General features: G+C 35.4%; 17 protein-coding genes. 10 read left to right on the top strand and 7 right to left on the bottom strand.

The window, feature by feature from the left end:
* Nucleotides 1-180 precede the first annotated feature (180 nt).
* From M2408_RS18805 to M2408_RS18775, 7 genes are all read left to right on the top strand, one after another.
* The gene (locus tag M2408_RS18805) at nucleotides 181-1,323 is read left to right on the top strand and encodes a hypothetical protein (RefSeq protein ID WP_259185201.1); all 1,143 of its coding nucleotides are present in this window, start codon (nucleotides 181-183) and stop codon (nucleotides 1,321-1,323) included.
* A gap of 10 nt (nucleotides 1,324-1,333) precedes the next feature.
* Nucleotides 1,334-2,719 carry a regulatory iron-sulfur-containing complex subunit RicT gene (locus M2408_RS18800; protein ID WP_259185200.1) on the top strand — a complete coding sequence of 462 codons (1,386 nt, stop codon included), beginning with the start codon at nucleotides 1,334-1,336 and terminating at the stop codon, nucleotides 2,717-2,719.
* A gap of 55 nt (nucleotides 2,720-2,774) precedes the next feature.
* Nucleotides 2,775-3,239 (top strand): gliding motility lipoprotein GldH, encoded by a 465-nt coding sequence (locus M2408_RS18795; RefSeq protein ID WP_259185196.1) that lies wholly within the window; start codon nucleotides 2,775-2,777, stop codon nucleotides 3,237-3,239.
* Complete coding sequence (gene lpxK / locus M2408_RS18790) at nucleotides 3,239-4,288, top strand: tetraacyldisaccharide 4'-kinase (protein WP_259185194.1); 1,050 nt, start codon at nucleotides 3,239-3,241, stop codon at nucleotides 4,286-4,288. The genes M2408_RS18795 and lpxK overlap by 1 nt, the downstream gene beginning before the upstream one ends.
* 81 nt (nucleotides 4,289-4,369) lie before the next feature.
* Nucleotides 4,370-4,738 carry a hypothetical protein gene (locus M2408_RS18785; RefSeq protein ID WP_259185188.1) on the top strand — a complete coding sequence of 123 codons (369 nt, stop codon included), beginning with the start codon at nucleotides 4,370-4,372 and terminating at the stop codon, nucleotides 4,736-4,738.
* Between the two features lie 389 nt (nucleotides 4,739-5,127).
* Nucleotides 5,128-5,514: a hypothetical protein gene (locus M2408_RS18780; RefSeq protein WP_259185185.1), complete on the top strand. Its 387-nt coding sequence runs from the start codon at nucleotides 5,128-5,130 to the stop codon at nucleotides 5,512-5,514.
* A gap of 70 nt (nucleotides 5,515-5,584) precedes the next feature.
* Nucleotides 5,585-5,992, top strand: coding sequence for a hypothetical protein (locus tag M2408_RS18775; protein WP_120261288.1), 408 nt, complete (start codon nucleotides 5,585-5,587; stop codon nucleotides 5,990-5,992).
* Between the two features lie 151 nt (nucleotides 5,993-6,143).
* Here M2408_RS18775 and dnaA read toward each other — a convergent pair whose 3' ends face one another.
* Nucleotides 6,144-7,568, bottom strand: a complete 1,425-nt coding sequence (dnaA, locus tag M2408_RS18770; RefSeq protein WP_077436883.1) for a chromosomal replication initiator protein DnaA — start codon at nucleotides 7,566-7,568, stop codon at nucleotides 6,144-6,146.
* 551 nt (nucleotides 7,569-8,119) lie between these two features.
* Entirely contained in the window at nucleotides 8,120-10,048 is a 1,929-nt protein-coding gene (dxs, locus tag M2408_RS18765; protein WP_259185164.1) for a 1-deoxy-D-xylulose-5-phosphate synthase, read from the bottom strand.
* A gap of 161 nt (nucleotides 10,049-10,209) precedes the next feature.
* On the opposite strand from dxs, the gene M2408_RS18760 reads away from it, so the two are divergent.
* Nucleotides 10,210-10,998, top strand: coding sequence for a ScpA family protein (locus tag M2408_RS18760; protein ID WP_259185152.1), 789 nt, complete (start codon nucleotides 10,210-10,212; stop codon nucleotides 10,996-10,998).
* Nucleotides 10,999-11,120: 122 nt separating this feature from the next.
* Here the strand turns inward: M2408_RS18760 and thiL are convergent, their stop codons facing one another.
* Entirely contained in the window at nucleotides 11,121-12,173 is a 1,053-nt protein-coding gene (gene thiL / locus M2408_RS18755; protein ID WP_259185143.1) for a thiamine-phosphate kinase, read from the bottom strand.
* A 158-nt stretch (nucleotides 12,174-12,331) separates the two neighbouring features.
* The gene (gene nadA / locus M2408_RS18750) at nucleotides 12,332-13,327 is read right to left on the bottom strand and encodes a quinolinate synthase NadA (protein WP_120261293.1); all 996 of its coding nucleotides are present in this window, start codon (nucleotides 13,325-13,327) and stop codon (nucleotides 12,332-12,334) included.
* 3,287 nt (nucleotides 13,328-16,614) lie between these two features.
* Between nadA and nadB the strand changes: the two genes are divergently transcribed.
* Nucleotides 16,615-18,207, top strand: a complete 1,593-nt coding sequence (gene nadB / locus M2408_RS18745) for an L-aspartate oxidase (RefSeq protein ID WP_259185127.1) — start codon at nucleotides 16,615-16,617, stop codon at nucleotides 18,205-18,207.
* A 5-nt stretch (nucleotides 18,208-18,212) separates the two neighbouring features.
* Nucleotides 18,213-18,719 carry a gamma carbonic anhydrase family protein gene (locus M2408_RS18740; RefSeq protein WP_259185118.1) on the top strand — a complete coding sequence of 169 codons (507 nt, stop codon included), beginning with the start codon at nucleotides 18,213-18,215 and terminating at the stop codon, nucleotides 18,717-18,719.
* Nucleotides 18,720-18,772: 53 nt separating this feature from the next.
* On the opposite strand, the gene M2408_RS18735 is transcribed toward M2408_RS18740, so the two are convergent.
* The 3 genes from M2408_RS18735 to M2408_RS18725 all read right to left on the bottom strand — a co-directional run bounded on the left by M2408_RS18735 (nucleotide 18,773) and on the right by M2408_RS18725 (nucleotide 24,347).
* The gene (locus M2408_RS18735) at nucleotides 18,773-20,371 is read right to left on the bottom strand and encodes an Ig-like domain-containing protein (RefSeq protein WP_259185116.1); all 1,599 of its coding nucleotides are present in this window, start codon (nucleotides 20,369-20,371) and stop codon (nucleotides 18,773-18,775) included.
* Nucleotides 20,372-20,529: 158 nt separating this feature from the next.
* Nucleotides 20,530-22,389, bottom strand: coding sequence for a tRNA uridine-5-carboxymethylaminomethyl(34) synthesis enzyme MnmG (mnmG, locus tag M2408_RS18730; RefSeq protein ID WP_259185115.1), 1,860 nt, complete (start codon nucleotides 22,387-22,389; stop codon nucleotides 20,530-20,532).
* Nucleotides 22,390-22,481: 92 nt separating this feature from the next.
* The gene (locus tag M2408_RS18725; RefSeq protein ID WP_259185108.1) at nucleotides 22,482-24,347 is read right to left on the bottom strand and encodes an ABC-F family ATP-binding cassette domain-containing protein; all 1,866 of its coding nucleotides are present in this window, start codon (nucleotides 24,345-24,347) and stop codon (nucleotides 22,482-22,484) included.
* Between the last annotated feature and the right edge of the window lie 93 nt (nucleotides 24,348-24,440).

Genomic DNA, 24,440 nt, shown 5'->3' with positions numbered 1-24,440 from the left:
ATACACAAATTAATCAATATTTTTGAGATTTGTAAATGCCTTTCTTTCCACATACGAAGATTTATTGCACTTAAATAAGCGATTGTATTTCAATTAATAAGCACGCTTTCAAAAGTATAGAAAGCAAATTCACCCTGATAAATCACAATATTTATTACATTTGTATAATAGCAATAGTGTATGCAGTTTAAAGATATCATTGGGCATAAAGACATCAAAGAACATCTTGTTCGTACGGTTCATGAAAACCGTGTGAGCCATGCGCAATTATTTCTAGGCCCTGAGGGCTCCGGAAGCCTTGCACTAGCTTATGCATATGCTCAGTTTTTAAACTGTGAAAATAAACAAACTACGGATAGTTGTGGAGAATGTGCTTCTTGCCGAAAATATGGCAAACTGATTCATCCAGATTTGCACATGTCTTATCCTTTTATTGCCAAACACAAAGAAGATACAGCGACAGACTATGCTGAAAACTGGCGAAAGTCCTTTTTAACCAATCCCTATATGGGTTTGGAATACTGGCGAAATCAGTTGGATGCAGATAATAAACAGGTCAATATTAATATTGCTGAAGCACATGGTATCATCAAGAAATTGAGTCTTAAAGCTTTTGAGGCTGAATATAAAGTTTTGATCATGTGGTTGCCCGAATACTTGGATACCCAAGGCAACGCATTATTAAAATTGATTGAAGAACCGCCCGAAAAAACGTTATTTATTTTGGTTGCAGAGAATCAAGATAAAATTTTAAATACCATTATTTCTCGGACACAACTGGTCAAAATTAAGAAACTAGATCATACTGAAGTCTCACAGTATTTGAAGACTGCGCAACATCTTTCTGATCAGGAAGCATCTGAAATAGCTTTCATAGCTGATGGAAACTTACAAGAAGCGCTTAATCAACTCAATACTCAGACCAATAATCATTTTGGCATTTTGGTAAACTGGCTGCGATTTATCGTATCGGACGCAGGAACAAACATGATTTCTTTAGTTGAAGAGGATTTGTCCAAAATGGGTCGCGAAAATCAAAAGAGCTTTCTTTTTTATGCGATCAACATGATGCGGCAGATTATTTTGATTAAGGAAGGACTCTCCAGTCTCGTATTTTTACCTGCCAAAGAATTGGATTTTGTCCAAAAATTTGCAGTACATTATAGCATAGAACAAATTGAAGAAACAATAAATCTATTTGAGGAAACGCATTATTTTGTAGAAAGAAATGCAAACCCTAAAATATTATTTTTAGATTTATCTTTGCAATTAACATTAATATACAAATACAAAACGTTTCCGAAAGGAACTCAATATATATAAATAGAAAACTATGGGATGTGGCAGTTGCTCATCCGGCGGAGGTTGCGGTACTACCACAGCAAGTGGTACACCGGCAGGATGTCAAAATAATGGCTCTTGCATGACTAGCGGATGTAATAAATTAGATGTATATGACTGGCTTTCCGATATGGATATGCCATCAAACTATAAACCATTCAATATCGTAGAAGTACGATTCAAAGGATCTCGAAAGGATTTCTTTATTAATGTAGACAACCTATACCTTGAAATGGGAGAAATGGTCGTTGTAGAGCCCTCAACAGGGGGATATGACGTTGGCCACGTTTCCTTGACGGGTGAGTTAGTTCGATTACAATTAAAAAAGAACAATGTTACCCCTGAATTGGTAACAAAAAAGATCTATCGGAAGCCAAATGAAGTGGATGTAGAGAAGTATAATGCAGCAAAAGATCTTGAATGGGAAACCATGCATAAAGCACGTAAACTTGCTTTGGATCTAGGCTTATTAATGAAAATTTCGGATGTAGACTATCAGGGAGATAAAACAAAAGCAACGTTTTATTATACTGCAGAGGGCCGTGTGGATTTTCGTGAATTGATCAAAAAAATGGCTGAAGCATTCCGTATACGGATTGAAATGCGCCAGATCGGTATGCGTCAGGAAGCGAGCCGTCTTGGCGGTATTGGATCATGTGGACGCGAACTATGTTGTTCTACTTGGTTAACGGATTTTAAAACCGTATCCACCTCTGCTGCCCGCTATCAAAATTTATCATTGAATACCTTAAAGCTAGCTGGACAATGTGGTAAGTTAAAATGCTGTCTCAATTATGAATTGGATAGTTATATGGACGCATTGAAAGACATTCCTAACAATATCGACCGTATTGAAACATTAAAAGGTGTGGCTTATCTCCAGAAAACCGATATCTTCAAAAAAATGATGTGGTTTTCTTTCCCTGGAGCAGAAAACTGGATTGCAATGCCAGTTCAACAAGTCAAAGAACTTGTCGAAATGAATAAGCAGGGTATTAAACCAGAGGCCATATCAAGCGCAATAGAAACCGAAGATATCCGAGAGGAAAAAATTATCAACTACGATTACGAAAATGTAGTTGGTCAAGATAGTTTAACACGTTTGGATGACCGCAACAAAAGAAAGAAAAAACGGAAAACCAAGAGCAATAATAATGCTAAACCGGAAAATAAAAGCGGTCAGAAAAGTGATAAGGCTGAGCAAAATCCACCAAAACAGGTAGTGGCCAAACAGCAAAGCAATCCGGATAGTACAAATCCTGCAACAGCGAGCAAAGAAAATAAAGAGGGTCAAAATAATAAACCTAAAAAACGCTTTAATCGTCATAGAAATAAAAACAAAGGTAACAATAACAATCCTGCCTCAAAAACAGAATAAAACGAATATGCCTAATTTTAAAATGTTAGGCATATTCTATTTATATAGATTTAAAATGAAACTAAAGGCTTTTCTTTTTGGAATTTTATGTATTGGTTTATGGACATCTTGTGACCAAACTGCTATTATCAATGAAAATAAACCTATCGAAAATAAGACGTGGATATATACCTCACATCCTAGTTTTCAATTCCACATTAGCGACAAGACGAAAAAATACGATGTACTTATAGATGTGCGCCATACACCTGAATATGCTTTTTCAAATCTCTTTGTTTTGATTTACCAACAGGGTCCAGATAAAAAAACAAATACCTTCCGTAAGGAAATAAAATTGGCAAAATCAGATGGAAAGTGGATTGGAAAATCATCAGGCAGTCTTTACAATCAGCAATCTATCATTCATCAAGATTACGTATTTCCAGATACAGGATTATATACGATATCCATTGAACAGAATATGCGAGATAATCCTTTGCAGGAAATTACAGATATTGGATTGACAGTAATACCAAAATAATGTGGACTTTCCTGCGATATCTGCTTCTTCCCTTTTCCATTATTTTTGGATTAGTCGTATGGTTGAGAAATCGGCTATATGATTTCCATGTGCTACCAGCCCAATCTTTCCAGATTCCGACCATCGTTATTGGTAATTTAGCAGTTGGTGGTACCGGTAAGAGTCCCATGACCGAATTTGTTGTCTCCTATCTTAGTAGCAACTACAAGGTAGCTATCCTCAGCAGAGGTTATGGTCGAAAAACAAAAGGATTCCGGATTGTGCAAACAGATTCTCTAGCGATAGATGTAGGCGATGAACCATTGCAATTCAAAAACAAGTTTCCGAATGTCACAGTAGCCGTATGTGAAGATCGTTGTACTGGAATAGAAAAACTTCAGACGGATCATCAGCTTATTATCCTGGATGATGCCTATCAACATCGAAAATTATCTCCTTTATTTAATATTCTTTTATTCGATTTTCGATCCTTTTCGCAACCTATGTTTGTATTTCCCGCTGGAAATTTCAGAGACCTACTCACTGAATCTAAACGAGCACAGATCATAGTCATTACAAAATGTCCACCTAATATTTCTAATGAGAAAAAGATAGGTATAGAAGAAAAGCTCCGTCGTTATAACAGAGAGGCCTTGATCACATTTAGCCATATAGACTATTTTGAACCAGTTAATAGCGATGGGAGATCGATTGATATCGAAGATAAGGATATAATATTAGTGACTGGTATAGCCAGACCACAGCCATTACTAGATCATGTCAATAAAAAAGCGAACTCTGTCAATCATATCTCTTTTGGAGATCACCATACATTTAACGACTCCGATATTGACCAAATCATAAAAGCTTTTCAATCTCTAAATAGCAGCAATAAAATAGTATTAACCACTGAAAAGGATTATCAACGTCTAAAACCATATAAAGATCGTTTCGATACTATAGAACTCGTCTATTTACCGATAGGACTTAAATTTAATGATCCAGTACAAAGAGATCAATTTTGTAATATTATAAGTGATACAGTCGCATTAAGTGTTAATCAACCTTAAATTTTGTTAAGGGCTAATATTTTAGTAAACTTTTTAGTCAAATTTATATTCAAAAGGAAAGTAAACTTAAAATATAAAGCGATGAAAAAGAAAACTTTAATGGTAATAAGTGGCCTACTTTTGGCGACAACAGTAGCTTTTGCGCAACAGCGCCAACAACGTAGTCCCGAAGAACAGGCGAAGATGCGTGTGGAACATCTAGACAAACTACTTACACTTAATCAAGTGCAAAAAGATTCCATTTATAATCTTACATTAAGCCAAGCCCAACAGCGAGCGGCAATAAAAAGTGATGGAGGAGACCGCAAAGCCAATATGGAAAAGTTCAAACAACTCCAAGAAGCTCAAGCAACTAAAATAAAATCCTGGCTCACTCCGGATCAAGTAAAACTATTCGATGAACAGCAAGAAAAAATGAAAGATAGAATGAAAAAACGTTCTGAAAACTAACTTTAATGGAAAAGGTCGATTATTTATCGACCTTTTTTATGAATTAATCTATGGCTAGCCAAAATAGTAGAGAGTATACTTCTCTATGTCATATTAGACCTATAAAGCCATATAATACCATTATTAGACCTTTTAAGGCCATTTATCCTTCAAAACAAGCATATTCCTTCTTCTATACCAAAAGCGATTCTCCGCCCTTTATTTAAAACAAAACAATCCTTATCTATTATATCTTGCACCTATAACACATATATGACTGATAATAAATAAGATAAATAAATATACAGCGTTAAAACTTTGTTAAAGTAACATACTTGATACAATATAAACCAGCTTTATTAGTTTTTATATCAAGACATCATAGTTGTAACTTTTTAAATACAATAGATATGAAAAAGCTAATTTTAACAGGTATAGGATTGTATTTGGCACTTAGCCTAACATTCGCTCAACAGGCTACACCTGAGGAAACCGCTGCAAAAGCTACTACCGAACTGGTACAAAAGCTGAATCTGAATGATGAACAGAAAACTGCTGTATCCTCCATTCTATTGGATCAGGCAAAAGCAGAAGAAACGATTCTAAAAGACAGCTCTTCCACTGCTGCTGCGAAAGGCGAAACCCTCAATAAACTTCAAACAGAAGTAGACAGCAAGGTGAGTCAATTACTTACAGAAGATCAAAAAACTATCTATCAGAAGGTAATTGCCGAGCGGCCAGCAAAAGCTGTCCCTACACCTACTGAACCTTCTAAAACAGAATCCAGTGCTAATTAACAGTTTATTGGAATAATTAAAAACAGACGTTAATAAATTCATTGAATAATTTCATTTAAAATTAAACATCATGAAAAAGTTATTTTTAACCGGTATAGGTTTTTTCCTAGCGATGAGCCTAATATTTGCACAGCAAACCACCCCAGAAGAAAATGCAACTAAAGTTGTGACTGAATTGGTAACAAAGCTTACGCTGAATGATGAACAAAAAACTGCCGTATCACCAATTGTATTGGATCAAGAAAAAGCGATAGCAGCTGTTATCCAAGATACCACAACAACAGCTGATGTAAAAAAAGAGAGCATTACGAAGCTTCAAGGTGAATCAGATAGCAAGATCGCTCTACTATTGACCGATGAGCAGAAAGTGGCCTTTAAAAAATACATTGAGGAGCGACCTGCAGTAAGTATTCCTGCCACTCCGGCGCCAACAGAACAAAAAGAAAATAACAACGAAAACAGCAATCAACAACAATAATCATTCTATTCAAATTAAGAGGAATGTATTAAACCTCTGGATATGCTTAGGCATATTCAGAGGTTTTTTTTATTCAATCACCATATATGAGTACAAAAAAAGGCTGTCTATCTAGACAGCCTTTTTTACTTTAACTCGATATCAAGCTACATTAAGATTTCAATTTCTTCATAATGTCGCTGACATAAGTTTTAAATTTCTTGTCAGTTTCAATTAAATCCTCAACGGTTTGACATGCATAGATGACAGTTGAATGATCTCTTCCTCCGAAGAATGCGCCAATCGATTTGAGCGAAGATTTTGTGTGGCTTTTTGCTAAATACATCGAAATTTGCCTGGCCTGCACGATTTCTCGTTTTCTGACCTTTGACTTTACCATATCCACAGGAACCTCAAAGTATTCGCAAACTAATTTTTGAATAAAATCCATTGAAATTTCCTTATGTGTATTCTTCACAAAATTCTTCAACATCGATTTTGCCAACCCCAAATCAATTTCTTTTTTGTTCAATGTAGATTGAGCCAATAAAGAAACCATTGCTCCTTCTAATTCACGAACACTGTTATCGATTTGTGTTGCTACATATTCCACGACATTTTCAGGTAATTCAATGCCGTCAGAATACATCTTCTTCTTCAAAATCGCCATTCTTGTTTCAAGATCCGGAATTTGAATATCTGCAGATAATCCCCACTTGAAACGACTAAGCAAACGTTCTTCTAAACCAGCTAGATCTTTAGGTGCTTTGTCAGAAGTCAGAATGATTTGTTTTCCAGATTGATGCAAATGATTGAATATATGGAAGAAAATATCCTGTGTTTTCTCTTTACCAGCAAAATTGTGTACATCATCCATGATGATTACGTCCATTGCCTGATAGAAATTAACGAAGTCATTGATTGTGTTATTTTTCAACGAATCCACAAACTGCTGACAGAATTTTTCACAGGACACATAAATGACCAACTTATCGGGAAGATTTCTTTTGATTTCATTACCGATAGCTTGGGCAAGGTGTGTCTTTCCCAAACCTACATCACCATAGATCATTAAAGGGTTGAATGAAGTACCTCCCGGTTTGTTTGCTACAGCGTAGCCTGCAGAACGAGCAAGACGGTTACATTCACCTTCAATAAAATTCTCAAATGTGTAGTTTTGATTCAATTGCGGGTCAACCTGCAATTTCTTTAATCCAGGAATAACAAATGGATTTTTGATATCTCTATTCAAAGATACCGGCACAGGAATAGATTGTCTCTTACCCTCTGCCCCATTGCCATTCGATGGAAGATTAGTCGTATAGGGATGAGAAGCTGATGACTTCTCAACTACAATATTGTATTCCAATCTACCTTGTTCTCCTAGAAACTTCTTTACGGTCTTGCGAAGAATACCTACATAGTGTTCTTCCAACCACTCGTAAAAAAATAAGCTAGGTACTTGAATAGTCAAAACGTCACCCTCCAAACGGACTGCTTTCACAGGTTCAAACCAGGTCTTGAAACTTTGTGCTGGGATATTATCTTTGATAATCGAAAGACAATTATTCCAGACACTTGAATACGTTTTTTCCATTCTAAAATTGTTAATAAGTTGATTTACAATACGCGACAAAAAATATGTTGATAACTTTCTCTGAGAACGAAGATGACAAAAAAAAATCAGCTAAAAAACTAAAATATAAAATAATTAATAAAACCTTATATATCAGTAAATTACCTTGTAAAATTGTGGAAAACTCGCGCTAAAATTGATCTCTAAAAATAATTATTAACATTCCAAATTTATTTCAAAAAAAGAACAAAAAAAGTAGTAAACATACTACAGCTCAGTCTTAAAGGTATAGAACTAAATTAACCAAAATAAAAGCGAAATACAACCTTTAGTTCATATATTTTTAATATTAAATTTATAAGAATTTAAACTCTACTTAACAACATTACTCAACATCTTTCTACTATATTCTGAAGCCCTTGTGAAATAAAAAAGTATAATAATTACAGGTCATTGAACGATCGTTTTTGTAACATGACAGAAAGGAAGATTCCAAAAAAATTTTTTTCAGCAAAAAAAAGGAAATCCCCTTAGAAGATTTCCTTTTTATAGTAAATTATAAGTGGCTGGATCTATCCAACCATTGTATGTGTAAATTTTCCATCACACATCTTCTTTCCCTCTTCGACAATTGCAGCAGCATCGTAATGAGAATTTTGCCATTGTGCATTCTGTTCAGCATGGTCTACAATTCGGTCAGGAATACCTAATCGTACAATCTGACTATTGTAACCATGGTCTGCCATAAATTCTAATACAGCAGAACCTATGCCCCCCTGCAGACAACCATCTTCAACTGTGATTATCTTCTTGAATTTTTTAAAGACTTGATGCAATAAGGCTTCATCCAAAGGCTTAGCAAATCGCAGATCATAATGCGCTGGGTGTATTCCCAATTCATTCAATTGCTGTACGGCTTTGACGGCTTCATTTCCAATAGCACCGAAGCTTAAGATAGCTAGTTCTTCACCTTCAGTAATCACTCGTCCTTTCCCTATTTCTATTTCCGTAAATGGACGGCGCCAATCTGGCATCACCCCATTTCCTCTCGGATAGCGAATGACGAAAGGTCCCTTATTAGGTAACTGTGCAGTATACATCAAGTTTCTAAGCTCCTCTTCATTCATTGGAGCAGAAACAGTCATATTCGGGACACAACGCATAAAAGCAATATCATAAGCTCCATGATGTGTTGCACCATCAGCTCCCACTACGCCAGCACGATCTAAGCAAAACACAACATTCAAATTTTGTAGGGCGACGTCATGGACAACCTGATCATAGGCACGTTGCATAAACGATGAATAAATATTGCAAAAGGGTAATAAGCCCTGAGTCGCTAAGCCAGCACTAAATGTGACGGCATGTTGTTCGGCAATACCAACATCAAATGCTCTGTCAGGCATTGCTTTCATCATGATATTCATTGAGGAGCCAGAAGGCATTGCTGGCGTGATACCAACAATTTTTTCATTTGCTTCAGCAAGTTCTACCATAGTATGTCCAAAAACATCCTGGTATTTTGGCGCTACAGGTTTTTCACTTGAAGATTTCTTTATCTCCCCAGTAATTTTATCAAATAGGCCTGGCGCATGCCACTTCGTCTGATCCTTTTCAGCAAGCGCAAATCCCTTTCCTTTCATTGTTACAACATGTAGCAATTTAGGACCGGGTATATGTTTAAGATCTTCAAGCGTCTTGGCCAACTTCTTTACATCATGTCCATCAACTGGACCAAAATATCTAAAGTTCAATGACTCAAAAAGATTAGCATTCTTCAATAAAGTACCTTTGATGCTTTTCTCCAGTTTTTTTACAATGCCGAGAGCATTTGGCCCCACTTCCGAGATTTTAGTCAACACAGCCGCTATATCATCCCGAAATCTATTATATCGTTTTGATGTAGTAATACTTGTTAAATATTCTTTCAGCGCGCCAACATTGGGATCTATGGACATACAATTGTCATTCAAAATCACCAATAGGTTAGATTTAGAAATACCGGCATGGTTCAAAGCTTCAAATGACATACCGCCAGTTAAAGCTCCGTCTCCAATAACCGCAATATGTTGACGATCTTTTTCTCCTTTTATTTGGGAAGCTACAGCCATACCTAAAGCTGCTGAAATTGACGTAGAAGAATGCCCTACCCCAAAAGCGTCGTATTCGGACTCAAAACGGTTGGGAAAACCCGAAATTCCGTTTTCTATGCGATTCGTATGAAATATCTCACGACGTCCGGTCAGAATTTTATGACCATAAGCCTGATGACCTACATCCCAGATCAATTGATCATAAGGTGTATTCATTACATAGTGTAATGCCACGGTTAACTCAACGACTCCCAAACTTGCTGCAAAGTGACCACCATTCACCGAAACTTGATCAATAATAAATTGACGTAATTCCTGGCTTAATTGTTCTAATTGGTCTTCCTTTAGCTTTTTAAGATCAGAGGGATCGTTTATTTTACTTAATAGTTCTCCAGCCTCAAATTGCATAGTACTGCTATTTTACATTAAATGTTTACACAAAGTAACGACAATTTTATTTAATCTTTAAAATAAATCGCATTTCCATATTGAGCTACAACAAATAAAAGCACCAATAGTTTCTATATGAACAATTCCAAAAGATTTTATTATGTAAATTTGTATTAGATATGCAAGTAGAAGAAGGTTACGAAATCAAGCTTCCCCAATTTGAGGGACCTTTTGATTTATTACTATTTTTTATCGAGCGGGATGAATTGAACATTCATGATATCCCTATTTCGAAAATTACCGATGATTTTTTGTCTTACGTGAGTCAAATGCAGGCACTTAATATGGAGATGGCCAGCGAATTTATTTTTGTAGCTTCTACATTGATGCGTATTAAGGCGAAGATGCTACTACCTAGACCAGATCTGGATGAAAACGAAAACGAAATAGATCTGAGAGAAGACCTGGTTCAGAAACTTATCCTCTATAAGCAATTTAAAGAGGTATGTGAAGGCTTAAAGGTAATGGAAGAAAATCGTCTCCAGTTATTTAGTAGAGGCAACATCCAATATGATATACGACAACGACTACAATTGGATGTAACAGGTGAAAACCTGGACAGCTTTGATCTCTATGGACTAATGATGATCTATGAACAAATGATGTATCAATTTCGCAATAGACCAGCAGAAGTAACACATACTGTTGTAAAGTATCCCTATACTATCGAACAACAGAAAAAGGCGATAGCAGAGCTTATTGAAATCAATAAGAAATTGGATTTTCAGGAGATATTGAAAAACTCAGAAAACAAGATTCAGTTTGTATATAATTTCTTGGCCATTCTAGAGATGCTCCAACAGCGTTTACTGCAGATAGAAGTAGGTCTTGGATACAATAATTTCAATGTTGGTGAGCGAGATCCACAAAAAGAAGATTTAGTGCTTGAAGAAGAACTAGAGCAATAAAAAAGGCAACCAAATTAGTTTGGCTGCCTTTTTTATCTTGCTTCAACGAAACATTCCACATCAAACTTTTTCAATATTTATTTGTGGAAAATTCTTTTCTTTTTTTTTTAGATATCTTCTTTTTAATCCTTTTTCTTGAAAGCATTCCAGCCTTGCGCTGTAATTGGATACAGATTTCCCGATTTCGAAATCATTTCACAGCCTTCTGAAGCAGCTGTCATATAGCCTATGATACTGATATCAGGCAAATTCTTAATCTTATCGTGATCTGACTGTGCTATTGTAAATAGGAGTTCATAATCCTCTCCACCATTAAGTGCTGCAACGGTTGGATCAATACCAAATTCGCGTCCAGTATCATAGGTCATCTGATCCAAGGGTATTTTTTCCTCATACAATCTACAACCTTTATCAGATTGTCGACAAATATGAAGTATTTCGGAAGCCAAACCGTCCGATATATCCATCATTGACGTAGGTATAATGCCCAATTCTGCAAATAATTCTACCATATCTTTCCGCGCTTCTGGTTTTAACTGGCGTTCAACAATATAATCCTTCCCCTCCAGATCCGGTTGCACATTAGGATTTTCTAAGTAAATATCCTTTTCTCTCTCCAGTAGCTGTAATCCCATGTATGCTGCTCCTAAATCTCCGGATACACACAATAGGTCGCCTTCTTTTGCTCCGTTACGATAAACGATCTTTTCAGCATCGGCATAGCCTATACTTGTTACTGATATAACGAGACCTTGCGCTGAAGCCGAGGTATCCCCGCCCACGAGATCAACATTATACTTTTTACAGGCAATCAAAGCTCCCTGATAGATCTCTTCCACCGCCTCCAATGGAAATTTGGAAGATAAACCAATAGAAAATGTAATCTGCGAAGCAATTCCATTCATGGCATAGATATCACTCAAATTTACCTGTACAGCTTTATAGCCCAAATGTTTTAATGGAACATATCGCAGATCAAAATGAATTCCCTCGAGGAGCAAATCAGTAGAAATCAAAGTCTTCTTTCCTTCAAAATCCAATACTGCTGCATCATCACCAATTCCTTTAATGGTTGATTTCTCGGTCAGCTCTACTGCTTTACTTATATAGTCAATTAAACCAAACTCCCCCATTTCTTCCAAATTGGTGCGTTCAGTATTATCAAAATCAAACATGTTAAAAAATTTAAAATTTCAAAATATTATGTAATGCTTCACTAGGATATTCTCCCTATCCCCATCAAGATAACTTGATGAACAGCATTATAAAATAATAATCGATATGAAAACCAATTTGTTATCATATCGATTATCATCAAAAATTATGCAAATTACTACAGTCCCAAACTTGCCGATATCTCTAACATCCGTTCAATAGGCCGTTGTGCGCGAAGTATGACATCTTCAGGAAGTAAAATTTCAGGTGATTCATATTTCAAACAATTATAAAGCTTCTCAAGCGTATTAAGCTTCATGTGAGGGCAATCATTACATGCACAGGCGTTGTTCGGTGGAGCAGGAATAAAAGTCTTCTCAGGGCTTGCTTTCTGCATCTGATAAAGAATTCCAGATTCCGTGGCTACAATATAAGACTGTGCACTATCTGTCTGTGTAAACTTAAGCATTCCGGCCGTGGAACCAACATAATCTGCTTTAGCTAAAATATGGTCTTCACATTCCGGATGTGCAATAAATTTAGCCTCAGGGTATTCGCTTTTCAAACGATCTATTTTATCCTGAGAAAAAATTTCATGTACCATACACGCTCCATTCCACAACACCAGATCACGTCCAGTTTTTTTCTTTACATAAGCGCCAAGATTACGATCAGGCCCAAATATGATCTTTTGGTCTATCGGAAGACTCTCGACGATTTGTACAGCATTGCTTGAGGTACATACGATATCTGAAAGCGCTTTTAATTCAGCTGTACAATTTACATAAGTAATCACCAAATGATCTGGGTATTGCTCTTTAAACTTAGCAAACAAATGTGGTGGACATGAATCCGACAATGAACAACCAGCTTTAGCGTCCGGCAAAATAACTTTTTTTGTTGGTGAAAGTATCTTGGCTGTCTCGGCCATAAAATGTACTCCAGCAAACACTATCAAGTCTGCATCCGTTTTCGCCGCTTCTTGCGACAAGCCCAAACTATCCCCAATATAATCTGCTATATCTTGAATTTCAGACTCTTGATAATAGTGTGCCAAAATTACAGCATTCTTTTCTTTCTTTAATCGTTGGATTTCGGCTACTAAATCCAACGAGGGGTCAATCGGAGCATCATTATATCCTTTTGCCTGAAGCTCATAATTTACAATTTCCATGCGGGTACCTTCAACAGTTTATGAACAACAAAAATAAGCATTGTTACATATATAAAAGTCAGCAAAAAGCAAATTAATCAAATATGTTGATAGAGTAATTTAAAAATAATACAAAAACTAAAGTTAAATTATTATCGTAAAACAAAATAAATCCAGAAATATTCAATTTTTAACCCTCTTAGAGTCGTATATCCAATAAATAACCAAGCTATATATCATATATCAAAATCTCAGCGGGTTTGTTTCAGAATCTTTCTAACACAGAAAACGAATTTCTATAAATTTCTAGCCTTATGAACGTTCTTAGGCATGATACAAAACAAGGAAAAATATAGCATAAACGGAAGCTTTATTTATTAACATTTTCTATCCGATGGAAATTTGTAGCCGTTAGAATCCGCTATTCAAAAATGAATTTATGAAGGAAAAAAATATTGATGTCTAGGGAAATTTAGGAAGAAACTTCAAGAACCATCCACCCTTCTAATAACTACCATATCGAGCCGCTATAGAGGATAAAAATATGTCGACTTAAAAGAGAATAGCATCCGCAAATATAAAGTCGTTTAGAATCGATTATTCCCGTGCAGGAAGTCAGCCGCGATTTTTAATAAAACCTGAAAGACTTTATTTTTAAATCAACTAGTTTTTGAAAAAATAAAAATCTAAAAAAATTGATAAAGGATTGTCTATACAAAATCCATTGTCAAATAAGGCCGCTGAGAATTGATTATTCACATACTGGCAGCTAACTGTGAAGTTTTAAGAAAACCTGAAAGACTTTATTTTTAAATAGATCTATTTTTTAGATGTGCAAATCGAAAGGAGTAAAACAAGCGTAGACCAAGCGCTATCCATTTTCAAATAAAGTCGCTGAGAATTGAATATCTGTCTCTATTATCAACATAATGTGCTGCAGCAAAATCTCAAAGACTTTAAATTCTCGGGTAAAGTGTTTTATGCAGCATAATTTCGAAAATAAAAATTTGTATTATGAATAGGTTTAGACAGTCAGAAGTAGTTGATTAAATAACCCAGATCGATTTTGAAAATAAATCGATTCCGAAAGACAAATATTGGCTATTCGGAATAAAAAGTCTTTTAGAATCCAATTTTTTAATAAAATAAGAAAGTAAAAAGTTATATAGAAAGCTAGGAGGGTTTGGTCTACTTGTAAGGTCGAAATTCAACTAAATGAAAGCTGTGGGAATAGAATATCCATATGAAAAATCAGTAAATCGGATTTTATTCAAGTCTAGCAGGCCTTGACTATTAAACAAGCTCCTTATGGATAAACTATTCAATATAACAAATAGAAAATAGGCTTATATCGGAATCTAGAACGCCCAATAAAAACTATTAGTCGAATAGAATTGAATTAAGTGTTTATAAATAATTTATTCCTACCAAAGCGTCCACTAATACGTTCAAAATAACTCAGAAATATATAGAAAAAATAGCCATTTCTATGCTTTCTATCGGTGTAAAGGAATATTATTTAAAAAATTTCTATATAATTAAATATAAACCATATATAAAATTATATTACAATAACAATATTAATATAATTTAAAAAAGTATAAAATTTTATTATAATTAACTATTGTAGTTTGTAAAGTCTCTTATAGGCTCTAAGAATTCAATAATCTATAAACATAAATCCAATAGTTCGAATAAGCCAATCTTAAAGCCTTTAGAATCCGCTGTCCAGCACAAATAAACTCCTTTAGAATCGACCAAAATTTATATGTTACAAAGTATATAATTCTAGTTGCATTCATAGAGACCTTATTTTTTATGATAAACTCCTTGAGATTATCATAAAAAATATACAATATCCAATAATGCCATTCATCAAAAGCTAAAGCACTTAAATTTTAAATTTCCAAAAATGCCCAGTCGATACTGGGTCGCAAATATAGTAAGAATGTTCATTTCTCAATGAACTTTTTTCAAATAACACAATCACATTCGATTTCAGTGTATCTACTGTGAAATTATGCTAAGTTCATCAAATACGCAGTTCATGCGATTCGATTAGTATATTTCAAAATGTCATTTAGAATCAAATAACAATTTTTAAGAAAATTCAATGGAAAATATTCAATTCTAATCGCTTCTATTTTACAAAAATTTATAATAAAGCTGCTGAGAATAGCATAAATACCAATAAATACTCCAAAAATTTGAATATCCCAAAGAAATCGGTAATAAATCACCATTAAATAGCGTTTTTTAAAATTTTCACTCATATAAAATAATTTTTTTAAAATAGTCGATCTTAAAATAAATTTTCCTTGTCTTAAAGCCAGTAGGAATCCGATATAACGTCGAAAGTATACTAGCAAATCGTTTATCTGATTCTGAAAGGGTTAAAAATTTCAAATTTCAAAATATAGAAATTTCCAAAAATTACGTTCGAAATTCAATAAAAAATACTCGTTTAAACTATTTCAAACTTAGTAAATCAAGAAAATTCTAGAAAAAAGTAAATATTAAAGCCAAAACGACCTAAATAGACAGATTTTTCCATTTAAAATGATTTTAAACGCATTAAGATTCAGATAAAATCCGAATAAAGTTATCAGAAGTGAAATAAACAAGTCTAATAGCCTCAAAGACGAAATTCCAGAATAAAAAGCATAAAAATGCCAATACAAACTCTTTTATAATCTCATAAAATGTTGTTTTTAAATTTTTTAAAAAAATATTCAATTCTAAAGAGCTCAAAAATCTCTCAAGAATTTGATTTCCGAAAATAAACTCGTTTAGATTTCGATATTTCAATAGGGGAGTTAATCACTTCCAAATATCGTAACCTAAAAAGGTTTGATTCGATGTTGACAAAACTAAACAAAGATTTTCGAACGTATTCCACAATCTTTTTTTTCAATAAATACTAATATTTTAAATTAAAGAATCTCTTATTGTTTATTAGGGTGTGGAAAAGTGGTATAAATTGATTTGAATCGATTTTGATTTTAGGTTTTTATAGAGTTTTCAACAATTTTTCAACAGAAATTTGGTGTTAAAGAGCTGATTTTTAAAATTCTAATTTTTCCTGTTTTTTATTTTCCATATTTTTTTGTTGAATAGTTAATGTTTGTAAAATGTGGAAATCTGCCAATTTTTGTGCGGAAAAATAATTGGAATTCGTAGTGAAAGTAGAGGATTTGTGGAATGTTAAATACTTTTCATTTTTATTTAACCTTTTATTTACACGTTTTCCACATTTTTCGTTAATTTGAACCATCACTTTTGGGGATAGTTTGTGAATTTTAAAATATATGGCAGATAGAAAAGTAGATTTTTTGGTCATTGGATCAGGTATTGCCGGATTGAGCTTTGCATTGAAAGCTTCTAAATTTGGTAAAGTGTTGATAGTCACTAAGTCCAATGAGGATGAGTCTAATACGAAATACGCACAGGGGGGAGTGGCTGCCGTTGTGGATAAGTCAGATAGCTTCGAAAAGCATATCATTGATACTCAGATAGCTGGAGATGGATTATGCGATGTGGAAATTGTGGAAAACGTGGTTCGGGAGGCTCCGGATCGGATTGCCGAACTTATTTCTTATGGAACCTCATTTGACAAGGAGGAATCTGGAGTTTATGATCTAGCTAAAGAAGGGGGGCACTCGGCTCATCGTATTCTCCATTATAAAGATATAACAGGTTATGAAATAGAAAGAGCACTGTTGGTACAAGCACACAACGATCCTAATATTGAAATGGTTACTCATTATTTTGCTATCGATCTGATTACCCAGCATCATATGGGGGAGTATGTTGATAAGAATAGGGAAGATATTACCTGTTATGGTATTTATGCATTTGATACCTCATCGCATCTCGTAGACAAGATTTTGAGCAAGGTGACTGTCATGGCATCTGGTGGTGCGGGACATGTGTACTCGAGTACAACTAATCCGACTATTGCTACTGGTGATGGTATAGCGATGGTTTACCGAGCGAAAGGAAAGGTGCGTAATATGGAATTTATGCAATTTCACCCGACCTCATTATATAATCCGAAGGATTCACCCGCTTTTTTGGTTTCGGAAGCCGTTCGTGGTTTCGGAGGGATTCTTAGAAGGATAAATGGTGAGTCTTTTATGGAGGAATATGACGAAAGAGCATCTTTGGCTCCAAGAGATATTGTTGCGCGCGCTATAGATGCCGAAATGAAGAGGTCAGGTATAGATTATGTGTATTTGGATATTACCCATAGGGATAAGAAGGATATTATTAAACACTTTCCAAATATTTATGAAAAATGTCTTTCTATAGGATTGGACATGGCTACAGACTTTATACCGGTCACTCCGGCTGCCCATTATTTGTGTGGTGGAATTTATGTAGATGATTTTGGACGAAGCAGCATACGTAATCTATATGCCTGTGGAGAGTGTTCATCGACTGGATTGCATGGAGCAAATCGATTGGCTTCTAATTCCTTGCTTGAGGCTCTTGTATATGCTCATCGGATCTTTTTGGATGCTACAAAATCGGTTGGAGCTATAAACCATGTTTCCGATGTTCCCGAATGGGATGACTCGAAGACCTCCCTTTCCAATGAGGATATTTTAGTTAGTCATAATCTACGTGAATGCCAAAAGATCATGAGTGATTATGTTGGTATTGTTCGATCAGATTTTAGACTAGAAAGGGCGCTTAAACGCCTGCATTTACTATATGAGGAGACAGAGGAATTCTATCGCAATACTCGGCTTTCTGTGAAGCTTTGTGAACTGCGGAATGTGATCCAGGTTGCTTATATTGTAACCAAGTCGGCTATGCTTAGAAAAGAAAGCAGGGGCTTGCATTATACGACAGATTATCCCCAGCATTCGGATATATTACAGGACACGATATTTTAGTAGATATGGCACTTATTTTACCTGTTTTAGATAAGTCTCCAATGATAGCTGAGGAGTGCTTTTTGGCCCCCAATTCGACTATTGTTGGCGATGTAGAGATTGGACACCATTGTTCGGTTTGGTTCAATGCGGTAATTCGCGGGGATGTTAATTATATTCGTATAGGTCATTATACCAATATACAAGATGGTGCTGTTATCCATTGTACCTATAAAAAATACGGAACTACCATTGGTAATTACGTTAATATTGGCCATCAGGCCATGGTACACGGATGTGTCGTGGAAGATCATGTTCTGATCGGGATGGGCGCTATAGTAATGGATAATGCGGTGGTGGAATCCAATGTAATTATTGCTGCTGGTGCTGTTGTTTTGGAAAATACCCGTTGTGAATCGGGATATTTATATGCTGGAGTTCCTGCAAAAAAAATAAAAGCGCTGACTGATGAACAGAAAGCGCTTTTACAGCAGCTACCACATAACTATGTATTATATAGCTCTTGGTTTTAGCTTAAACGTATTAGCAATAGTTTTTTTCTTGTTTTTTAAAATTAGTCTCAATTTTATTCCTTTTTGAGTCCACTTAATGAAAAGCTATCTTTTTGTTCCCAGTTTGCACGTATCGTGAAAACCTTATTTAGGTAGACAACAGGCTCAGGGAAAGTCTTCTTCTCAACATCTCCGGTATCCCATATTCCATTATTATTGTCATCGCGAATGACACGTATGGTATATTTTCCTCCTGGAAATTGTTTGTAAACTACTGATGGATTAACACTATTGATCTTATCCATTCTATATATCCTATCTTTTTTCTCATTGATCAGTTCGACCAAGTAGGTTGTATTGCTATCCAGATCCGTAAAGTCAAATATTAGATCCCCATAGTTTTCACTATCATCGTAAGTCAGATCGAATTTCTTCTCTTTATTTTGTTCCCCAAAATATCCTGTAATGGCACCTTCTGTAAATTCTATCTGATATTTTTTCTCTTTTCTCCAATTATAACGGATATGGTAAATATTGGAGTCATTTGTATCCACTGCCAATTGATAGTTTGTTCTTATAAGAGAATCTTCTTTGAACTTTAACTTCGCTTTATCTATATTTTTTATCGGAGTAAAAGCTGATACCTGAAGGTGATTGATTCTATCCACTTTACCATTATTTGGTGTAAATTGTGGGTCTATAACGTGCTCTATTTTGACATTTCCTCTTCTGACAAGAATAGTATCCAAAGGTTTCTCACCTTCTGTTAGAACGAGCTTAAGTGAGTCTATTTTTAGGTTGGGAAGAAACAACGTCGCAGAATCGGAACTCTTCGAGAATCGTACTATTTTATCCTTATTATTGACTTCATCGTTCAGAATATTAAGTTTTGGTTTATCCACTCTTCTATTGAAAATGAGGAGCACACTTCCATTTTTCTCAAATTTCTTTTCTTGCGTGCGGAATTTTTTTGGAACAGCTTTGAATACTTCTAAATTGATATTGGTAAGGTCCCGTTCTAATACAATGGAATCTTTTAGAAAGCCTATTTCTTCATCGGGTGCATTATAGATCCGATCATTGTTCTTTTCCTGGAGAGCATATATACGATATGTTCCCTCACGAAGGTTATTTAGTTTGTAGTTTCCAGCAGTATCTGTTATTGTAAAGATATTGGCTTTCTTTTTTCCAAAAATAGAATCTTGGCTTGTAGGTATTAGAAGAACTTTAACCTCTTTTAATACTTCTTTTGTCATTGCGCTTTTTACATTGCCCGATATACTGAGTGAGTCAATTTTGTCACCTGTTGCAAATACATAAGCATAATTTACCAATGCATTCCCTGCATTATAATCTACTAGGCCCTTGCCGAAATAGATGCTATAAGTCGTATTTTTTTCCAATGAATCTGGTAATGTGATTTCCAGATTTTTTTTCTTGACTTTGAATTGGGGATTACTTCCCATATCCGGTGTGATGCTAAACTCTTTTTGCTGATTGGCCAGCTTGACATACTCATCAAAAGTTATGACAATTTTTTTTTCGGTAAAATTCTTCGAAAAGTTCGTAGGGCTTTCCTGCAGAATTTTTGGAGGAATAGAGTCTTTAGGTCCTCCTGTTGGCTGTTGTATACTCGCACATTGTATAGACAAGCCAATGAGCATTATAAACATGCTTAAAATAAGTAATCTCGTTTTTAAGCTACTTTTTAGCCTTTCTGAACTACTTTTATTACTTTTTAAAGAAGTTGTCATAAAAAATAGAATATTGTCTTAAATCGCTTATTTTAAGCTTGTTTATTTTTATTTATAATTATCTGTAAATCAATCAATTAACTCATGTATACCATTAAAACACTGATATCTGATGGTGATACACCCGAAATTCGGGAAGCTTGACCTAATGTTCTAGGTTTTACCTTCGCTAATTTTTGTCTTGCTTCAATTGACAGTGAAGTTAGTAAACTATAATCGAAATCAGGATTAATTTCTCTATCTTCCATCTTCTTCATGCGATTAACTATTTCTATTTCTTTTTCAAAATAGCTCTCGTATTTCATGTTAATTTCTGCCTGCTCTATTGTTTCATTATCAAATTGCGAAACATATTGAGCAAAGGCTTCATCGCCTTTGACGATATCTTGTATGCTGACCTGTGGTCGGGCTAGCACATTACTTAAACGTGTTTTTTGAGCAAGTGCACTGGATCCAACTTCTGCCAATACCGTATTCATCTTTTCAAGATTCGTTGAATTCTGTTTGAGGTATTCAATGATGTTATTGGAGTTATCTATTTTATCTTGCACTTTCTTTAGTCTCTCTTCTCCGACTAATCCTAGCTTGTAGGCTAATGGTGTAAGACGGATATCGGCGTTATCCTGACGTAGCAGTAAACGGTGTTCTGCTCTAGAGGTAAACATGCGGTACGGTTCCTCTGTTCCTTTTGTGACAAGGTCATCTACTAATACTCCAATATAAGATTCGGATCTTTTTAGAATAAGTTCTTTGTCATCATTGATACGTTGATGAGCGTTTATACCAGCAAGGAATCCTTGCGCTGCAGCTTCTTCATACCCCGTAGTACCATTGATCTGTCCAGCAAAAAATAGATGTTTTACCAATTGGGTTTCCAATGTTAGATCAAGCTGCATTGGTGGAAAATAGTCATATTCGATTGCATATCCAGGACGGTACATTTTTGCATTTTCAAATCCGGGTATAAGTTGTAGCGCTTTTAATTGTACATCTTCTGGAAGTGATGTGGAGAATCCGTTGACATAAATTTCCACTGTTTTGAATCCCTCCGGTTCCACAAAAATCTGGTGTCGCTCACGCTCCGCAAAGCGATTGATTTTGTCCTCTATTGAGGGACAATAACGGGGACCCAAACCTTTAATTCGTCCAGTAAACATAGGTGATTTTTCGAAGCCCGTACGAAGCATCTCATGTACCTTATCATTGGTATATGTAATCCAGCAACAGCGTTGTTCTGTTGGCATCTCTACATCTGTATAGGAGAATCGTCCTTTCTTTTCATCACCCCATTGTTCTTCCATGAGACTATAGTTAAGACTACGGCCATCAATTCTTGGTGGAGTACCAGTTTTCATTCTACCTGATTCGAAGCCGAGTGAAACGAGCTGTTCAGTCAGTCCTGTAGCAGCCTTCTCTCCTGTCCTACCACCACCAAATTTTTTGTCACCGATATGGATTACGCCATTTAAGAATGTCCCGTTTGTTAAGACAACAGCATCCGATTTAATTTCTATTCCCATAGAAGTGATGACTCCGCATGCCTTTCCATTTTTAACGATTACCTCTTTGACGGTATCTTGCCACATATCTAGATTTGGCAGAGATTCTAATTGTAATCTCCACTCCTCTGCAAATCGCATCCGATCATTTTGTGTACGTGGACTCCACATCGCTGGACCTTTTGAGAGATTAAGCATGCGGAATTGAATCGTTGATTTATCTGCAATGATACCTGTGTATCCTCCCATTGCATCTATTTCTCTTACGATTTGTCCTTTGGCTACACCACCTATAGCGGGGTTGCAACTCATTTGAGCTATCACTCCCATATTCATTGTAATAAGCAAAGTGGAAGAACCCAGATTAGCTGCAGCTGCTGCTGCTTCACATCCAGCATGTCCTGCACCTACTACAATTACATTGTATTTTTTAAACATCTCTATATCCTTGTTCCACGTGAAACGTGGCTTTTATTTGTTTACAAATTTACTCTTTTCTCTACGTTCCACGTGAAACCCGATTGAAAATTTTACATAAAATCTGCAAGATATAACCATCGTTCAGATTTTTGGTCTATCTGCTCTTGCATAGTTTTGATCTCCTCTGCTAATGTTGATAGCTTGACATGATCTGTTAATTGATTTAATTCTTCAGTTTTTGCCTTTACCTGTAGCTCGAGATTTTCTATTTCTGTTTCCAGTTTATTGTATTCAAGTTGATCCTTGTAAGAGAGCTTTTTCTTTTCCTCTTTTACCTCAGGTTTAGCTTTGTCTTGGCTATTTTTCTTTTGTTTTTCCTTTTCTAATTTTTGGATTTCTTCTTGTTCTGATTTGAAGTCGGCATAGTTTCCATTATAGATACGGATCTTACCTATTCCCTCAAATATGAAAAGTTGATCTGTCAACTTATCCAATAGATATCTATCATGGGATACCAATATAAGTACGCCCCTATAATTATCAAGGAAATCTTCTAATACATTTAATGTGTCAATGTCCAGGTCATTGGATGGCTCATCGAGTATAAGGAAATTAGGATTCTTCATTAATACCCGCATCAATTGAAGACGCTTTCTTTCCCCACCACTAAGTTTGTTTACAAAACCAAATTGCTTCTCTGGAGGAAACAAAAAGTGTGTGAGTAATTGAGATGCTGTAATCACTTCTCCATTTGCCATCTCAATATAATCAGCAACATTTTTTACAACATCAAGTACACGATCATTTTCATTTACTTCAAGTCCCCCTTGCTTATAGTATCCATATACAGTGGTCTCTCCTACTGCTATGGTTCCGGCATCTGGAGTTTCTTCTTTTGTGATGAGATTTAAAAAGGTTGATTTACCAGTTCCGTTTTTTCCCGCTAGACCTATACGGTCTCCTTTTTTGAATGTGTAGGAAAAATCTGTTATGATTTCTTTCGCTCCATAATGCTTGGATACATGTTCCAGTTCGAGAATTTTAGAACCCTGTCTACTTACTTTTACACTAAGCTGAACAGAGTCATTTCCTTTTATTGATTTGGATTTTTCTTCTAGGTCGTAGAAAGCTTCGATGCGGGATTTGGATTTGGTACCTCTTGCCTGAGGTTGACGCCGCATCCATTCTAATTCCTTGCGAAGTAGATTTCTGCTCTTCTCGACCATGACTGCATCGATAGTTTCTCGATCTGACTTCTTCTCCAGAAAATAGGAATAGTTCCCTTTATAAATGTAAAGATTACCCCTATCCAGTTCTCTGATTTCTGTACATATATTATCAAGGAAGTAGCGGTCGTGTGTAACTAAAAGTACCGTCTTGCTGCCAGTGGTCAGCAACTTTTCTAACCATTCAATGGTTTCTATATCCAAGTGGTTGGTTGGCTCATCCAGTATATATACATCCGGCTCGTCTATCAAAAGTTTGGCCAGTGCGAGTCGTTTACGTTGTCCCCCTGAGAGACTTTTTATGTCCTGCTGAAAGTCCATAATATTTAAACGATTTAAAATCGTCTTTATATTATGCTCATATTCCCACGCATTCAATGAACTTATTTTTTCAGTAAGATCTTCTAATTTTTTTTGATCAATATCAGTACTTTCAAGAAGTTCTTCATATTCCCTGATTAGACGTTGCTGATCGTTGTCTGCACTATATATAAAATCATTGATTGATTTTAATCCTGTGAAATCAGGATCTTGTTCGAGAAAGCCTATTTTTATACCTTTTTCTTTGACAACTTTTCCTGATGTTGGCAAGGTACGATCTGCTAAAATAGAAAGCAATGTTGATTTGCCTGTACCATTTATTCCGACCAAAGCCACCCGCTCTCCTTTTTCGAGTCCGAAGTGTAAATCTCTAAAAAGCCACCTATCATGGAAGGAATGGCTTACTTGTTCTGTAGCTAAAATACTCACGTTATATCACCCTAAAATTAATTTTAGTCATTTTAATACAATAAAATCCCATTCAGGAATTTATTACCCCTGATGGTTTTTTAATGTATTGAT

The organism is Sphingobacterium sp. BIGb0165 (assembly GCF_024810095.1).
Taxonomy (GTDB): domain Bacteria; phylum Bacteroidota; class Bacteroidia; order Sphingobacteriales; family Sphingobacteriaceae; genus Sphingobacterium; species Sphingobacterium detergens.
This window is presented reverse-complemented; position numbering and strand designations above follow the sequence as displayed.

What these genes read in the sequence shown, in the direction of transcription:
- mnmG (WP_259185115.1), bottom strand. Translation starts at nt 22,389, where the DNA reads ATGTTTAAAAAATACAATGTAATTGTAGTAGGTGCAGGACATGCTGGA.
- M2408_RS18800 (WP_259185200.1), top strand. Translation starts at nt 1,334, where the DNA reads ATGGGATGTGGCAGTTGCTCATCCGGCGGAGGTTGCGGTACTACCACA.
- M2408_RS18780 (WP_259185185.1), top strand. Translation starts at nt 5,128, where the DNA reads ATGAAAAAGCTAATTTTAACAGGTATAGGATTGTATTTGGCACTTAGC.
- M2408_RS18760 (WP_259185152.1), top strand. Translation starts at nt 10,210, where the DNA reads ATGCAAGTAGAAGAAGGTTACGAAATCAAGCTTCCCCAATTTGAGGGA.
- dnaA (WP_077436883.1), bottom strand. Translation starts at nt 7,568, where the DNA reads ATGGAAAAAACGTATTCAAGTGTCTGGAATAATTGTCTTTCGATTATC.
- M2408_RS18805 (WP_259185201.1), top strand. Translation starts at nt 181, where the DNA reads ATGCAGTTTAAAGATATCATTGGGCATAAAGACATCAAAGAACATCTT.
- dxs (WP_259185164.1), bottom strand. Translation starts at nt 10,048, where the DNA reads ATGCAATTTGAGGCTGGAGAACTATTAAGTAAAATAAACGATCCCTCT.
- M2408_RS18740 (WP_259185118.1), top strand. Translation starts at nt 18,213, where the DNA reads ATGGCACTTATTTTACCTGTTTTAGATAAGTCTCCAATGATAGCTGAG.
- nadB (WP_259185127.1), top strand. Translation starts at nt 16,615, where the DNA reads ATGGCAGATAGAAAAGTAGATTTTTTGGTCATTGGATCAGGTATTGCC.
- nadA (WP_120261293.1), bottom strand. Translation starts at nt 13,327, where the DNA reads ATGGAAATTGTAAATTATGAGCTTCAGGCAAAAGGATATAATGATGCT.
- M2408_RS18775 (WP_120261288.1), top strand. Translation starts at nt 5,585, where the DNA reads ATGAAAAAGTTATTTTTAACCGGTATAGGTTTTTTCCTAGCGATGAGC.
- M2408_RS18795 (WP_259185196.1), top strand. Translation starts at nt 2,775, where the DNA reads ATGAAACTAAAGGCTTTTCTTTTTGGAATTTTATGTATTGGTTTATGG.
- lpxK (WP_259185194.1), top strand. Translation starts at nt 3,239, where the DNA reads ATGTGGACTTTCCTGCGATATCTGCTTCTTCCCTTTTCCATTATTTTT.
- M2408_RS18735 (WP_259185116.1), bottom strand. Translation starts at nt 20,371, where the DNA reads ATGTTTATAATGCTCATTGGCTTGTCTATACAATGTGCGAGTATACAA.
- thiL (WP_259185143.1), bottom strand. Translation starts at nt 12,173, where the DNA reads ATGTTTGATTTTGATAATACTGAACGCACCAATTTGGAAGAAATGGGG.
- M2408_RS18785 (WP_259185188.1), top strand. Translation starts at nt 4,370, where the DNA reads ATGAAAAAGAAAACTTTAATGGTAATAAGTGGCCTACTTTTGGCGACA.